The 13,703-nt window shown below is 71.6% G+C and carries 15 protein-coding genes; 10 read left to right on the forward strand and 5 right to left on the reverse strand.

Annotated features, from left to right (window positions below; translation table 11 throughout):
* The first annotated feature begins 175 nt into the window (after positions 1-175).
* Positions 176-802 (forward strand): phosphoesterase PA-phosphatase, encoded by a 627-nt coding sequence (locus ACFO0C_RS15815; RefSeq protein WP_378067370.1) that lies wholly within the window; start codon positions 176-178, stop codon positions 800-802.
* A gap of 58 nt (positions 803-860) precedes the next feature.
* Here the strand turns inward: ACFO0C_RS15815 and ACFO0C_RS15820 are convergent, their stop codons facing one another.
* Entirely contained in the window at positions 861-1,625 is a 765-nt protein-coding gene (locus ACFO0C_RS15820; protein ID WP_378067371.1) for a hypothetical protein, read from the reverse strand.
* 23 nt (positions 1,626-1,648) lie between these two features.
* Between ACFO0C_RS15820 and ACFO0C_RS15825 the strand changes: the two genes are divergently transcribed.
* The 5 genes from ACFO0C_RS15825 to ACFO0C_RS15845 all read left to right on the forward strand — a co-directional run bounded on the left by ACFO0C_RS15825 (position 1,649) and on the right by ACFO0C_RS15845 (position 5,634).
* On the forward strand, positions 1,649-2,158 hold the full coding sequence (locus tag ACFO0C_RS15825; protein ID WP_378067372.1) for a hypothetical protein: 510 nt from the start codon (positions 1,649-1,651) through the stop codon (positions 2,156-2,158).
* Positions 2,159-2,382: 224 nt separating this feature from the next.
* On the forward strand, positions 2,383-2,790 hold the full coding sequence (locus tag ACFO0C_RS15830; RefSeq protein WP_378067373.1) for a VOC family protein: 408 nt from the start codon (positions 2,383-2,385) through the stop codon (positions 2,788-2,790).
* Entirely contained in the window at positions 2,787-3,557 is a 771-nt protein-coding gene (locus ACFO0C_RS15835; RefSeq protein WP_378067374.1) for an SDR family NAD(P)-dependent oxidoreductase, read from the forward strand. The genes ACFO0C_RS15830 and ACFO0C_RS15835 overlap by 4 nt, the downstream gene beginning before the upstream one ends.
* 23 nt (positions 3,558-3,580) lie before the next feature.
* Positions 3,581-4,909, forward strand: a complete 1,329-nt coding sequence (locus ACFO0C_RS15840) for an FAD-binding oxidoreductase (protein ID WP_378067375.1) — start codon at positions 3,581-3,583, stop codon at positions 4,907-4,909.
* Positions 4,906-5,634 carry an SDR family NAD(P)-dependent oxidoreductase gene (locus tag ACFO0C_RS15845; RefSeq protein ID WP_378067376.1) on the forward strand — a complete coding sequence of 243 codons (729 nt, stop codon included), beginning with the start codon at positions 4,906-4,908 and terminating at the stop codon, positions 5,632-5,634. Before ACFO0C_RS15840 ends, ACFO0C_RS15845 begins: the two co-directional genes overlap by 4 nt.
* Before the next feature lie 140 nt (positions 5,635-5,774).
* Here ACFO0C_RS15845 and ACFO0C_RS15850 read toward each other — a convergent pair whose 3' ends face one another.
* The 3 genes from ACFO0C_RS15850 to ACFO0C_RS15860 all read right to left on the reverse strand — a co-directional run bounded on the left by ACFO0C_RS15850 (position 5,775) and on the right by ACFO0C_RS15860 (position 8,079).
* Positions 5,775-6,935, reverse strand: a complete 1,161-nt coding sequence (locus tag ACFO0C_RS15850) for an alkaline phosphatase PhoX (RefSeq protein WP_378067377.1) — start codon at positions 6,933-6,935, stop codon at positions 5,775-5,777.
* Positions 6,936-6,999: 64 nt separating this feature from the next.
* Positions 7,000-7,476, reverse strand: coding sequence for a QsdR family transcriptional regulator (locus ACFO0C_RS15855; protein ID WP_378067378.1), 477 nt, complete (start codon positions 7,474-7,476; stop codon positions 7,000-7,002).
* Positions 7,477-7,623: 147 nt separating this feature from the next.
* Positions 7,624-8,079 carry a MarR family winged helix-turn-helix transcriptional regulator gene (locus ACFO0C_RS15860; RefSeq protein WP_378067379.1) on the reverse strand — a complete coding sequence of 152 codons (456 nt, stop codon included), beginning with the start codon at positions 8,077-8,079 and terminating at the stop codon, positions 7,624-7,626.
* A gap of 72 nt (positions 8,080-8,151) precedes the next feature.
* Here ACFO0C_RS15860 and ACFO0C_RS15865 point away from each other — a divergent pair, with 72 nt between their 5' ends.
* The gene (locus ACFO0C_RS15865; protein ID WP_378067380.1) at positions 8,152-9,174 is read left to right on the forward strand and encodes an LLM class flavin-dependent oxidoreductase; all 1,023 of its coding nucleotides are present in this window, start codon (positions 8,152-8,154) and stop codon (positions 9,172-9,174) included.
* Positions 9,175-9,215: 41 nt separating this feature from the next.
* On the forward strand, positions 9,216-10,277 hold the full coding sequence (locus ACFO0C_RS15870; protein WP_378067381.1) for an LCP family protein: 1,062 nt from the start codon (positions 9,216-9,218) through the stop codon (positions 10,275-10,277).
* A gap of 55 nt (positions 10,278-10,332) precedes the next feature.
* Here ACFO0C_RS15870 and ACFO0C_RS15875 read toward each other — a convergent pair whose 3' ends face one another.
* Positions 10,333-11,397 carry a hypothetical protein gene (locus ACFO0C_RS15875; protein ID WP_378067382.1) on the reverse strand — a complete coding sequence of 355 codons (1,065 nt, stop codon included), beginning with the start codon at positions 11,395-11,397 and terminating at the stop codon, positions 10,333-10,335.
* 120 nt (positions 11,398-11,517) lie between these two features.
* On the opposite strand from ACFO0C_RS15875, the gene ACFO0C_RS15880 reads away from it, so the two are divergent.
* Together ACFO0C_RS15880 and ACFO0C_RS15885 are read left to right on the forward strand one after the other, a co-directional pair.
* Positions 11,518-11,748 (forward strand): hypothetical protein, encoded by a 231-nt coding sequence (locus ACFO0C_RS15880; protein ID WP_378067383.1) that lies wholly within the window; start codon positions 11,518-11,520, stop codon positions 11,746-11,748.
* A 170-nt stretch (positions 11,749-11,918) separates the two neighbouring features.
* Positions 11,919-13,703, forward strand: coding sequence for a protein kinase domain-containing protein (locus tag ACFO0C_RS15885; RefSeq protein WP_378067384.1), 1,785 nt, complete (start codon positions 11,919-11,921; stop codon positions 13,701-13,703).

Below are 13,703 nucleotides of genomic sequence, written 5' to 3' on the forward strand. Positions count from 1 at the left end.
CAGGGGTGGGGTGAGGCAGCGCCTGCGCATGGGCGGTCGGGCGGGTTTTAGCATCCGGTGCCTGGGTGCGTCTCTGGAACCCCGGAAACCGGAAGTCGGGGAACGGCCTCTTGGGATGTTGGGGAGGGTGTGGTGCGGGTGGGACCGTGCCTGGGTCCGGGAACGGGGATTTGCGATGATCGACGTCATAGCGGCGTCAAGCACCGGGCGGGTCGCGGTCGCCGACCGGGTGGCGCGGCTGTTCACCGAGATCCTGTCGCCGGCGGTGCTGGTGGCCGGGGTTCTGTTCGCGGTTGCCGGTGCTTCCGCCGGGTCCCCGATGTCGGCGCTGGTCATGGGTGTGGTCGCGGCGGCTGCGGCAAGTTTTCTGCCGATCGCCTACATCCTGCGCGGCGTGCGCCGGGGCTCCTGGACCGATCGGCATGTCGGTGTCCGGTCCCAGCGAACCCTGCCGATGCTGGTCTGCCTGGGTTCGACTGTCTCCGGCACGCTCGCCCTGGCCGCGGCCGGTGCGCCCCGGGACCTGCTGGCCCTGATCGCCTGCATGGCCGTGGCACTGCTGGTGGCTGTCCCGATCACTCTGCTGGCCCGGTGGAAGATCTCCCTCCACTCCCTGGTGGCGGCCGGGACCGCTGTCACCTTCACGGTCGTCTTCGGCTGGGCGCTGTTGTTCACGTGGCCGCTGGCGGCGGCCGTCGGCTGGTCCCGGGTCCACCTCCGTGACCACACCACCGCCCAGGTCCTCGCCGGCGCTCTCGTCGGAGTCTGCGCCACCGGCCTGCTCTACCCGGCGCTGCGCTGATCACCGGACATCCAGCGGGCCCGTTGATCGCCGGACCGAAGGAGGGCCCGCCCGGCGGTCAGCCGGGCAGGCTGGTCAGGTAGAGGGCGGACGGTACGGCCAGGACCAGGCCGATGGCGGTGAGCCAGACGGCACCCATGCGGCCGGTCCGGATGTCGTCGCGGCGGACGGCGATCGTCTTCGCCCGGCTGTCGGTGGTGAAGACGGTCAGGCCGGTCCGGCTGGGGAGCAGGCCCCGGCTGGTGGTGCGCCCGAGCGCGAACACCGGCACCCCGCGAGGCAGGCGGATCTCGGTGAGCCGGAGACGTTCGGACCTTCGCAGATCGGCGACGACGTCGTCGGGCACGATCGGGGGCAGCGGCACCGGTGCGGCGTGCCGGTGTTCCAGGCTGGTGACGGTGTAGGCGTACGGCCCGCTCATGATCGGGTCGTAGAGCGCCCGCGACGGTGACACCAGCCGTGGGTCGACCGGGATGCGGGCGGCGTGGTCGGCGATCGCGGGCCACGCCGGTGACTCGATCTCGAGGATCACGTCGTGGTCGGGCCCGTAGTCGCCGGTGGTGAGGGCGCGGCTGGGTTCGCGGAGCAGCACCAGCCGGTACCACGCGCAGTCCTCGCCGGTGGCCGGGGCGATCTGGCGGCCGGCGATGCCGTATTCGGTGGTGCCTTCCAGGGCGACCCGGCCCCGGGTGCCGACGGGGGAGGGCCGGAGGCGGTGCAGGGTCCAGAGGGCCCGCAGGTCGCCGAGTATCAGGAGGAGGAAGATTCCGGCTCCGGCCACGAGGAGAACGCCGAAGCAGAACGCCACAGTCGCGACGGTCATCACGCACGTCACGATAGAAGGGCTTGGCGAGCGTCGATATCGTCCGGGACGTGGATCTGGACCGGGTCGAGGAGCGGGTGGCGGTCGTGGACCGGGCGATCGAGCCGATCGCGACACGGCGGGAGCCGGGCCCGCCCGTCTGGTCCGGGCCGCCGGGGGAGGCGCTGACGCTGCTGGGCGAGCTTCTCGACGCGTACGAGCAGGGTCCGGAACCGGATCGGGCCCGGATCCGCGGCGTCTTCCGGAGGTATCGCTCTTTCGCGTGGGCGGCGGCGGAGCCCGGCGACCTGCGACGGAGACTCGTGCACCTGTCCGCTCTGGATCAGGGCGACGACACCCGGGACATGCTCCTCGCCCTCGACGGACTGTGCCGGCGGGCCCGCGCCGGGGGAGCCGACATCGACCCGCTCCTGCGTGCGGTCGCCGCGATGTCGAGTACGGAGAACCGGATGGGCATGGGTTCGACCCGCGACATCCTCCTGAGCGTGTGCGCCACGAAGGACCCCGACGGCGACTCCCGGCCCTCCACCTGACCCGGGCGCCGAGAGTCAGGTCGTCTCCTACCTGCGGAAACGCACCATCACGGAGCCTGATCGCTACCATGTCAACGGGCGATTTCCGCGATGTTTCGAGCTTTGGTTGGCTTCCTTCAAGCCGGCGACGGCGCTCACATCGAAGATGATCTGAAGGGGTCGCCCATGTTCCGGACCCGCCGGCGAGCCGCGACAGCCCTTCTGCTCGGCGGAAGGACGGAGCGATGAGGTTTGATCACGTGGGGCTCAGCGTCGCGGATCTGGAGGCGGCGACCGAGTGGTACCGAGCCGCCCTCGGGCTTCAGGTCGAGCTCCGGCTGCGGGTCGACGCCGTGGATCTGGACATCGTGATGCTCGTTCACGAGCGGTACGGCTATCGCCTGGAACTGCTGCACCGCCCCGGCAGTGTGGGCCCGGAACCCTCCGGCTCACCGGCCGCGGCCGTGCTTCGTCGCGGATTCGGGCACGTCGCTTTTGGCGTACCCCATGTGGTGTCTGCTTTTGATCGTCTCCTGGCGCTCGGCGCCAAGCCTGTCATGAAACCGTGCCCGTCTCCGGAACCCGGGGTGACCATGGCCTATGTCGCCGACCCGGAGGGCAATCTGCTGGAGCTCGTGGAGCGTGCCGCATGACCGACCTGACCGGGAAGGTGGCGCTGATCAGCGGCACCGGCAGGGGAGTGGGCCGCGCCGCCGCTCTCGAGTTCGCGGCGTGCGGGGCGACGGTGTTCGGCGCCGACCTGGACGCGGCCGCCGACGCCGAGACCCGGGAGATGGTGGCGGCGGCGGGCGGCGTGATGCGGTCGCTGGACCCGGTCGACCTGAGCGGGCAGGCCGGCGCCGACGCGTGGGCGAACGCCGCGGTCGAGGCCTTCGGCGGGATCGACATCCTCTACAACAACGCCTCGGCGCTCCGGCACGGGCCGATCGACACCCTGCCGGAAGAAGACTGGTATTTCACGATCCAGAACGAATTGCACCTGGTCTTCCACTGCACCCGTGCGGCCTGGCCCCACCTGGTGAGTCGCGGCGGCGGCGTGATCCTCAACGTCGCCTCGGTCGCCGCCAAGCGGGGTGTCGCGTTCGTGCCGATGGCCCCGCACGGCGCCGCGAAGGGCGGCGTCCTCGCGCTGACGAGACACCTGGCCGCGCAGGGAGCCGACGTCGGTATCCGGGCCAACGTGATCTCGCCGGGGATGATCCGCACGCCGGAGACGGCGCAGTTCGTCGACGATCCGGACGGGCCGGTGCCGTCGTTGCTGAGGATGACGCCGTCGCGCCGGGTCGGTGAGCCGTCGGACGTGGCGAAGCTGGCGGCGTTCCTGGCGTCCGACGACGCGACGTTCATCAACGGCGCGGACATCCCGATCGACGGCGGCGTCTCCGCGATGGGCGGCTGAGCATGGCTTCTTCAGGAGACCGGATGAACAAGCTGGTACGCCCCGGCGACCCGGACTGGGAGCAGGCCCGGGTCGGCCGGGTCTTCAACGCCCGCCGCCCGTCCCGGGAACCCGCCGCGGTCCTGCTCGCCACCTGTGAACAGGACCTGGTCGACGGGGTTGACCTGGCCCGCGCCAACGGCTGGAAGGTCTCGGTCCGCTCCGGCGGGCACAGCTGGGCGGCGTGGAGTGTCCGGGACGACGCGCTCCTGATCGACCTGGGCGGCTTCCGTGAGATGACGTACGACCCGGCGACCACGATCGTCTCGGTCACGCCGTCGGTGAAGGGAGGCCAGGAACTGCGGCCGTTCCTGGCCTCGCACGGCAGGTTCTTCGCCGGCGGCCACTGCCCGACCGTGGGTGTCGGCGGGTTCCTGCTGCAGGGCGGCCAGGGCTACCACGCCCGCGGCTGGGGCTGGGCCGCCGAGCAGATCGCCGCCATCGACGTGGTCACCGCCGACGGCGAACTGGTCCGCGCCTCCGAGACGGAGAACAGTGACCTGTTCTGGGCCGCCCGCGGCGCCGGTCCCGGGTTCTTCGGCCTGGTCACCCGCTTCCACCTGCGGACCCGTCCGTTCCCGGCGGCGATCGCCGAGACCGTGCACGTCTACCCCCTCGATGCGTTCGACGAGGTGATGACCTGGCTGGACGGCATGCACCACACCGTCTCGCCGGATGTCGAGATCGTGGCCGTCTCCGCCGAGGGCACGCTCGCCGTCACCGGTCTCGCGCTGTGCGACACGATGCCCGCCGCCGTCGAGGCCCTCGCGCCGCTGGAGACCTGCCCGGCGATCGGCAGGGCGCTGGTCCGGCGGACCGCCGAGCCGTCGTCGTTCGAGTCGCACGCCGAACGGCAGCTCGCGGCGAACCCGGAGGGCTACCGCTACATCGTCGACAACGCCTGGCTGACCGGGCTGTCGCCGGCCGTGACCGAGCTGTTCACGACACTGCCGACCGCGCGGTCGTTCGTGATCTGGTTCAGCATGGCCCCGCTGCGGGAGCTGCCGGACATGGCGTTCTCGATGCAGTCCGAGGTGTACTGCGCGACCTATCTCGTCTACGACGACCCGGCCGACGACGAGCCGCTGCGGGCCTGGCTGACCGACCGGATGACCGCGTTGCAGCCGGTCACCGCCGGTCAGTATCTCGGCGACTCCGACTTCACCGCCCGGCAGCTGCGGTTCATGGGCGACGCCCAGTACCGGCGCCTGCACGAGATCCGGTCCCGCCGTGACCCGGAGTCACTCTTCGCCGGCTATCTCACCGGTGACGGCGGGCAACCGGCCAACATCAACCCGTGGGAGACGCCGTGAGGTGCAGGGACAAGATCGTGGTCGTCACCGGGGCGGCCCGCGGTCAGGGACTCGCCGAGGCCGAGGCGCTGCGGGCCGAGGGGGCGACGGTGATCGCCACCGACGTGCTGGACGGTGACGGGGTGCGCCCGCTGGACGTCCGCTCGCCGGCTCAGTGGACGCGGCTGGCCGACGAGCTGCGGTCCGAATACGGCCGGGTCGACGCGATCGTCAACAACGCCGGCGTCACCGGCCGTGACCGGCTGCCCGACATCGACGTCGCCGCCTGGGAGAACACCCTGGCCATCAACCTGACCGGCCCGATGCTGTCGATGAAGACGCTGGTCCCGCTGATGCCGGCGGGTTCGTCGATCGTCAACATCTGCTCGGTCGCCGCGGTCTCCGGGCACGCGGCCGCGCCGTACACGGCCAGCAAGTGGGCGCTGCGCGGGCTGACCCGCAGCGCCTCCCTGGAGCTGGGCGTCCGCGGGATCCGGGTGAACGCCGTGATGCCCGGCCTCATCGACACCCCGCTGATGGCGTCGGCGCCACAGGCCTTCTTCGACGCGGCGCTTCCGGAGATCCCGCTCGGCCGGGTCGGCACACCCGCCGACGTCGCTCCGCTCATCGTCTACCTCGTCTCCGACGAGTCGGCGTATGTCAACGGCGCCGAGATCGTCGTGGACGGGGGCCTGACCGCCCACGTCTCGCACAAGGCGATCGCGGACGCGACAAGAAGACCATGAGGGGGTACGCCACCCGCGCCCCCAACTGACGAAAGAGGTTCCAGAACAGCCCCCGGTGCTACCCGGGGGCACACTGCGGGGCGTCGTCGCGGAGTACCTCGGGCCGGCCCCGCGACTGACACCCCGCACGCCGGTGTGGGTCAGGTACGGAACGGCCCGGTGACGCAGTAGGTGATGCCACCCGAGGACACGCCGCTGGTGCCGCGCTGCGACGAGAAGTAGAGACGGTTGCCGGCCGCGGTGAACGCCGGGCCGCACAGCTCCGACGAACCCTGCCCGGTGACCCGCAGGAACACCGAGATCCTGTCGTCCGGCGTGATCATGCAGATCTCCATGTTGCCGCCGTCCTCGGCGACGTAGAGATCGCCGTACGACGATCCGGTCACGTTGTCGACCCCGGTGAGCGGCGCGCTCCCGGAGGTGACCAGGTTGTCGTCGTAGGCCAGCTCGTACGTGCTGTTCAGCAGGTTGACCTGCCACACCCGGTTGTCGCCCTTGGTGGTGAACCACACCGTGTCGTTGGCGTAGTGGCAGCCCTCGCCACCGTTGAACGACTTCGACCCGGACACCTGGCTGCGGGTGACCGTGGGGGAGCCGTCCGGGTCGGGCACGTTCGCCCAGGTGAACGAGCCGGACGTGGCGCTCCCGGCGACCATCACCTGCAGCGTGCCGGAGGACAGGTCGCCCCAGGTGGTGGGCACGAACCGGTAGAAGCGGCCGTTGGTCTCGTCCTCGGTCAGGTAGATGACCTTGCGGACCGGGTCGGCGGCGGCCGCCTCGTGCTTGAATCGGCCCATCGCCGGCCGGGCCACCGCGGTGCCGCCCAGCGGGTAGGTCTCCCAGACCCGGCCGAGGCTCACCTCCTCGCAGCTCAGCCAGGTGTTCCACGGGGTCTTGCCGCCCGCGCAGTTCTGGTTGGTGCCGGAGAGGATCCGGGACGCGCCGATGATCGCGCCGGTCGAGTCGAACAGGATCCGGGAGACCCCGCCGCCGGCCGAGGAGCTGACCTCGGAGTTGGACACGTAGATCCAGCCGGTGCCGTTCGGGATGACCGCGCCACCGTCCGGGGCGTCGTGCCAGGTGTAGGTGGTGCCCGGCACGGTCTGCCGGGAGCGGGCGATCACGGTGCTGGTGAAACCGGCCGGTAGCTGGATGCCGTTGGCGTCGGCGGCCTGGAGCGCGCCGTACGGGCCGGTGGCGTTCTGGGCCGGCGCGGCATAGGCGGCCGACCAGGCGGTGAAGGGCAGGGCCAGGCCACCGGCGCCGGCCATGGTGGTACGCAGAAGAGTTCGCCGATCCATGGGCGCCGACCGTATTCGTGCATTGAGGACAGTCGCTGAACGGCAGGCGTCGAATCACTGACCATCAATGGGGAATGGCGAGCAGTGCCCGGAGGGCCGGCTCGGCCGCGGTGAAGGCGATCGGTTCGCTGCCCAGCAGCGGGCCGTAGAGGACGCCTTCGAGGGTGCGCAGATAAAGGGCGGCGCGCCGGCGCAGGTCCGCCGGGTCGCCCTCGATCCCCGACTCCAGGAAGATCCGCAGCTGGGCGTCGATGGCGTGCTGCCGCACGTCGGCGGCCGCGGTGAACAGCACCCGGGCCGCGGTCTGCGGCTCCGCCGCCACGAACTGCCGCATCTGCTGGGCCGAGTCGAGCAGCTCGGTGAAGATCCGGGACACCGCGATGACCCGGTCCGGCCCGGTCCCGGTGGCCTCCTCGCCGGCCTCCGCGATCAGGATCTCGGCGATCGCCCAGAACACCTCGCCGAGCAGCGCGTCCCGGCTGCCGACCGCGCGGTAGAGGGTGGCCCGGCTGATCGCCAGCTCGGTCGCCAGAACGTCCATGTCTATTGTGGAATGCTGAAGATAATGGTGTGCCGCACCCCGCAGAAGAACCTCCGGGGCGATCACGCGCCGCGCCGTGGGAATGACGATTCTCCTCCCCCGAGAAATGCGTCCTGGCCGTGGACACGCTTCCGGCGGCACCGCGGTTCAATGATCTGGAATTTTGTCCCGTAATGCGGCTGAAATCTGCGCCACCGCCGCCAGCTGATCCGGTGTGAGCGCTTCGACGAACAGCTCACGGACGACGGTCAGATGCGGGACGGTGGCCGCATGGAACGCCGCCGAACCGGCCTGCTCCAGGACCACGAACGCGCCACGGCTGTCGCCGCTGAACCCCTCCCGCCGGATCAGGCCGCGCCGCTCCATCCGGCCCAGGTGGTGCGACAGCCGGCTGCGCTCCCAGCCGATCGTGACGGCCAGGTCGGACGGGCGCAGCCGTGTCCCCGGTGCCTCGCTCAGCGCCAGCAGCACCGTGTAGTCACCGGGGGAGAGCCCGGTCTCGCTCTGCAGGCGCCCGGCGACCACACCCCGCAGCGCCTCCACGGTCTCGATGAAGTCCCGCCAGACCCGAAGCTCGGCGGATGTCGGAAGTCTCCTGGGCATAAACCTCGGCCCTCCACTGTTCGACGTGTCGATCAGTCTAGTTGACACGTCAATCAGTATGGGGGAAGCGCCATGATCCTCGGCCTCGACACCTTCGGCGACGTCCCGGTCGACGACGCCGGGCAGCCGATCTCGCAGGCGGCCGCGATCCGGCAGGTCGTCGCCGAGGCGGTCCTCGCCGACCAGCTCGGCGTCGACGCGATCGCGCTCGGCGAGCATCACCGCCCGGAGTACTCGATCTCCACCCCGGAGACCGTGCTCGCCGGCATCGCGGGCGTCACCGAGCGCATCAAACTCGGCTCCGGCGTCACCGTCCTCAGCTCCGACGACCCGGTCCGCGTCTTCCAGCGCTTCGCCACCGTCGACGCGCTGTCCCGCGGGCGGGCCGAGGTGATCCTCGGGCGCGGCTCGTTCACCGAGTCGTTCCCGCTGTTCGGCTACGACATGGCCGACTACGCCCGGCTCTTCGAGGAGAAGCTCGACCTGTTCGTGAAGCTGCTCGACGAGAAGCCGGTCACCTGGTCCGGCCGGACCCGCGCCGCGCTCACCGACGCCGACGTCTACCCCAAGACCGAGTCCGGGCGGCTCGCCACCTGGGTCGGCGTCGGCGGTTCGCCGGAGTCGGTGGTCCGCACCGCCCGGCACGGCCTGCCGCTGATACTCGCCATCATCGGTGGCCCGGCCGCCCGGTTCGCGCCCTACATCGACCTCTACCGGCGGGCCGCCGACCAGCTCGGCACCGTCGCCCACCCGGTCGGCATGCACTCGCCCGGGTTCGTGGCCGACACCGACGACGAGGCGAAGGAGCTGTACTACCCGGCGTACAAGGTGCAGCGCGACCGGATCGGGGCGCTGCGGGGCTGGCCGCCGCTCACCCGCGCCGAGTTCGATCACGAGGTCGAGTCCGGGTCCCTCTACATCGGCGCGCCGGAGACGGTGGCCCGCAAGATGGCCGGCGCGATCCGGACGCTCGGCGTGGGACGGTTCGACCTGATCTACACCGCGGGGGCGCAGTCGGCCGGTGCGCGTACCCGTGCGGTCGAGCTTTTCGGGTCCAAGGTCGCCCCGATGGTGCGGGAGTTGCTCGCGTCCTGAAAAGGACCATATTCGCCGGACAAGTCGTGCAAATATGCAGTGTGTCCGAGTTCAAGCGCCGTGCGCCCTGGTGGGCCCGGCTCGCCGTCGCCGCCGGAACCCTTCTGCTGCTGCCCGCCGCGGTCGCCGTACCGTCCGTGGCGGGCCCGCCGCAGGGCGGACCGACCGGCCCGCTCAACATCCTGCTGGCCGGCATCGACCCGCGCGGCACCCACGTCAAACCGCTCGCCGACACCATCATCGTGGCCCACGTGCCGGCCGACCGCAGCGGCGTCTACCTGTTCTCGCTGCCTCGCGACCTGGTCGTGTGGATCCCGCCGTTCGCCAAGACCGGCAGCACCGGCCAGCGCGCGAAGATCAACGCCGCGATGGCCCTGGGCAGCCCGGCCGGCGCCGGCCGGTACGACCCGGCCCAGGGCTACGAACTGCTCGCCACCACGGTCGGCCGGGTCACCGGCATCCGCCACTTCGACGCCGGCGCCGTGATCGATTTCGGCGGGTTCAAGCGCATGGTCACCGCCCTCGGCGGCGTCGAACTCACCGTCGACCAGGACGTCGTCTCCGAACACCTCAAGCCCGACGGCACCCGCCGCGACCTGCTGCCCCATTGCCGGATCGGCGGCGGCTGCCTGCGCCCCTACACCGGACCGCAGAAGACCTACCCCAAGAGCGACATCCCGGTACGCCTCCGTCCGTGGGAGGCACTCGACTTCGTCCGGCAGCGCTACGGGCTACCCGGGAGCGACTACGACCGGCAGCGCCACCAGCGGCAGTTCCTGCGGGCCGTCGCCCGGCAGCTGACCGATCCCGCCCAGGTGCTGCGGGTGATGACGGCCGTCGGCGACGGGCTCACCTTCGACGGCGGCGACTTCGGCATCGCCGACTGGCTGGACGTGCTCAAGGACATCGACACCAGCGCCCTCACCACCATCACCCTGCCGGGCGGCCCGGTCTTCGACGCCGGCGGCAGATACCTCGGCGAACGGTTCGATCCGGGCGCCACCAGCTTCTTCGCCGCGGTGAAGCAGGATCGGCTCGCCCCCTACCTGCTCGACCACCCGGCGCTGGTCGACCGGTCACCCCGACCGGCCGCCCGCCGCTGACCCGTCGCTTTCCTCGACGGTGCCGTCGCTTTCCCTGACGGTGCCGTCGCTTTGCTCAACGGCGCCGGCGTGCGATCGCCAGGCCGAGCATCAGGGCCGCGCCGGCCAAGGCGATGCCGGCGGCCAGCGCACCCAGCGGGAGACCACCCTCGTCCGCCTGCTCGGCCGCGACCGGCCGGTTCTTCTCCGGCGTCGCCTCCGAAGTCGGTTCCGGCTTCGGTTGCGGCGACGTCACGGCCGGTGCCGGCGTGTCCGGCAGCGGATACCGCAGCATGTCCACACTGCCGGCGCCGCCGGTCATCTCCGAGATGCTCAGCAACGCCGTGCCGTCCGCCGCATACGCGATCGACTCACCCTGCGGCTCGTCCGGAAGAGCGATCCGGCGAGGCGATCCCTCCTCGATCGCGCGGACCACGGCGTCCGCGGTCCCTCCCGGTTCCACATCGAATTCAAACGCGTCGGCGTACGTCCGGAGCGCCACCCGGGACCCGTCGGAGCTGGCAGCGGCACCCGTGACCACGAAACGCCCCTTGAACCCGTACGGGTTGTCGGTCGTCGTGACCGGGATCCGGAAACTCCCGGCCCGGCGCAGCGGCACCACCGACGCCGCGTCGAGCTCGCGTTCCGGCACGTACACCCCGGCGGTCAGCGGATCCTTCGTGACCACGATCGGCGTACCGTCACCGGCCACCAGCAGCGCCTCCGCGTCGTGGGCGCCGTCCGGATAGGACATCCGGAACAGGGTCGGCGACTTCGCCCCCGGCGCCAGCCGCCACACCCCGATCGTCTCCCGCTCCCGATCGTTGTCGCCGATGTCCCCGATCCACAGGGTGCCGTCCGCCCCACGGGCCAGGTCCTCGGTGTCGCGGGGCCGCGACGGGAACGACACCGTCCGGTTCACCTTGCACTTCGCCCCGAGGTAGAAGATCTTCCGCCCGGACTCCTTGTCGGCGCCGTCGTTGACCACGATGTAGCCGTCATCGTCGGCGAGCAGCCCGGAGATCTCCACGAGCCGGTCGTCCTTCACCTTGCAGAGCGTCTCCGGCGCGGCCGCCGCCGGCACACCGGCCATCGGAAGCACCGCCACGACCAGGGCCGCACCCGCGGACAGCACCGTCATCCCACTCCCACCGTCGAGCCGACCGATTCCCACCCTGCCACGACGCCGCCAGCCGGGCCGCACAGCAATCCCACAGGACGCTCACGGGGGAGGCAGATGCTGGCCGGTCACGCTCGTGACATGACACAGATGACCTTCCCCGTCGCGTTCCCCGCCACCCGCCGTTACCAGGCGCCCGCACCCGCCGCCCCGCCCGTCTGGCGTCTGCGGGGCGTCGAGTTCGCCGCCGCCCTCGTGGTCAACCTGGGCGCCGACCCGGCGACCGCGTCCCACCAGGCCGACCGTGGAGTCATCGCCGCCGGTCCCCGCGTCGCGGCCGCCACGACGCGCTCGTGGATCACGTCGTGGTAGATGTCACAGCTCCCACATGTTGGTCCCGCGGGGCGACACCCGGGGTCCCGACCAGCCGATCCGACCTGCGATTACACCCGGTGACACCCACCGATTGACGACCGATCAACGGTACGGCCGGGCGTCCCCACTGGACACCGGGAAACCACGCGTGCCGGTACCGTGCCGCAGTGCCCGACAGCCGTCCGAATCTGATCGCCGAACGCTACCGCCTGGTAGGCCAGATAGGCCAGGGCGGCATGGGCCGCGTCTGGTCGGCCCGGGACGAGCTGCTCGGCCGCGACGTGGCCGTCAAGGAGCTGGTCCCGTCCGCCGGTCTCACCGAGCCCGAGCTGCACGCGCTCCGCGAACGCACCATCCGCGAGGCCCGCGCCATCGCGATGCTCGACCACCCCAACGTGGTCCGCATCTTCGACGTCGTCTTCCACGGCGGCGAACCGTGGATCGTGATGGAACTCGTCCCGTCCCGCTCGCTGTTCGACACCGTCCGCGACGAGGGCCCGATGCCACCCGAGCGGGTCGCCCGCGTCGGTCTCGGTGTCCTGGCCGCCCTCCGCGCCGCCCACCGGGTGGGCCTGCTGCACCGCGACGTGAAGCCGGGAAACGTGCTGCTCGCCCACGACGGCCGGGTGGTACTCACCGACTTCGGCCTGGCCACCGCCGCCGGCGACGCGAGCATGACCAGCACCGGCATCGTCCTCGGCTCCCCGCAGTACCTGGCGCCGGAACGAGCCCTCGACGCCGAGGTCGGCCCACCGGCGGACCTGTGGTCGCTGGGCGCCACCCTGTACGCCGCGGTCGAGGGCCGCCCACCGTACGTGCGCTCGTCACCGATGGCCACGCTGGCCGCCCTGGCCACCGAACTCCCGGCCCCGCCGGAACGGTGCGGGCCCCTGCGGCACGCGTTGACGGCCCTCCTGCAGCGGGACCCGGCCCGGCGGGCCGACGCCGACACGGCCCAGCGCCTGCTGCTGGCCGCGACGTCCCCGGCCGCGCCGCCACCCGCCGACCTGCCCCGCTACGACACCCCCACGTTCGCCGTCCCCCACCAGCGGACCCCGGCCCCGGTCCTTCCACCCGCCCCGGCGGGCGTGCCGGCCGCGGTGCCCGCCACCGGTCCGGCCGATCCACTCGCGGTGCTCGCCCCGTCACCCACACCTCCGGCCGATCCGCCGGCGGTGCTCGCCCCGTCACCCACGCCTCCGGCCGGCCCGCCGGTGGTGCTCGCACCCCCTGCCGCGGCCGGGCGAAGCGGTTCGACAGGTGGGGCTGCCGGTACGCGGCGGCGTGTGCTCGTCGGGGTGGCCGCTGTGGCTCTGGTGGTCGTGGGCGGGCTTCTCGCGTACCCCATGATGTCGACGGAGAGCACCGCGGACCCGCAGCCGGAACTCGCTCTCGTCGTGCCGTCGCCGGGCGAAGCCGGCGGGGTGGGCAGCAGCCTCGTTCCGAGCGTGCCGGTGAAGACCAGCCGCCCGCGTTCCCCCGCACCGTCCGGTCATCCGGCCAGTGCCGGCACGCCGGCGAAGACCACCGAGCCGACCGCCGCGCCCGTCGCTCCGAGCACGGCGGCCACCACGACCGCGGCCGCCGTCTCCGGTCGGCGGTTCGTCAGTCACGGCACCGGGACCTGCCTCTACGCGCCCGGGACGACCGGCCGGATCCAGTCGTGGGCCTGCAACGACGACGCGGGTGAGCGGTTCACCCACCCGTCCGACGGCACGCTCCGGGTGCGCGACAGATGCGTACAGATCGCCGGTACCGGTGACGGCGCCACCCTCGATCTGGCCGCCTGCACCGGCGCGCGTGCCCAGCAGTGGAACTACAACGAGTCCTACGACCTGGTCAACCTGTGGGCCGTCAAGTGCGTCGACATCCCGGACGCGAGCAGCGCCAACGGCGTCGTCGTGCAGATCTGGGAGTGCTCCGGCGCCTCCCACCAGAAATGGGACTACTGA

Origin of the sequence: Actinoplanes subglobosus (assembly GCF_042650585.1) — a bacterium.
Lineage (GTDB): Bacteria > Actinomycetota > Actinomycetes > Mycobacteriales > Micromonosporaceae > Actinoplanes > Actinoplanes subglobosus.

What these genes read in the sequence shown, in the direction of transcription:
- ACFO0C_RS15840 (WP_378067375.1), top strand. Translation starts at nt 3,581, where the DNA reads ATGAACAAGCTGGTACGCCCCGGCGACCCGGACTGGGAGCAGGCCCGG.
- ACFO0C_RS15815 (WP_378067370.1), top strand. Translation starts at nt 176, where the DNA reads ATGATCGACGTCATAGCGGCGTCAAGCACCGGGCGGGTCGCGGTCGCC.
- ACFO0C_RS15850 (WP_378067377.1), bottom strand. Translation starts at nt 6,935, where the DNA reads ATGGATCGGCGAACTCTTCTGCGTACCACCATGGCCGGCGCCGGTGGC.
- ACFO0C_RS15835 (WP_378067374.1), top strand. Translation starts at nt 2,787, where the DNA reads ATGACCGACCTGACCGGGAAGGTGGCGCTGATCAGCGGCACCGGCAGG.
- ACFO0C_RS15875 (WP_378067382.1), bottom strand. Translation starts at nt 11,397, where the DNA reads ATGACGGTGCTGTCCGCGGGTGCGGCCCTGGTCGTGGCGGTGCTTCCG.
- ACFO0C_RS15880 (WP_378067383.1), top strand. Translation starts at nt 11,518, where the DNA reads ATGACACAGATGACCTTCCCCGTCGCGTTCCCCGCCACCCGCCGTTAC.
- ACFO0C_RS15855 (WP_378067378.1), bottom strand. Translation starts at nt 7,476, where the DNA reads ATGGACGTTCTGGCGACCGAGCTGGCGATCAGCCGGGCCACCCTCTAC.
- ACFO0C_RS15865 (WP_378067380.1), top strand. Translation starts at nt 8,152, where the DNA reads ATGATCCTCGGCCTCGACACCTTCGGCGACGTCCCGGTCGACGACGCC.
- ACFO0C_RS15830 (WP_378067373.1), top strand. Translation starts at nt 2,383, where the DNA reads ATGAGGTTTGATCACGTGGGGCTCAGCGTCGCGGATCTGGAGGCGGCG.
- ACFO0C_RS15860 (WP_378067379.1), bottom strand. Translation starts at nt 8,079, where the DNA reads ATGCCCAGGAGACTTCCGACATCCGCCGAGCTTCGGGTCTGGCGGGAC.
- ACFO0C_RS15820 (WP_378067371.1), bottom strand. Translation starts at nt 1,625, where the DNA reads ATGACCGTCGCGACTGTGGCGTTCTGCTTCGGCGTTCTCCTCGTGGCC.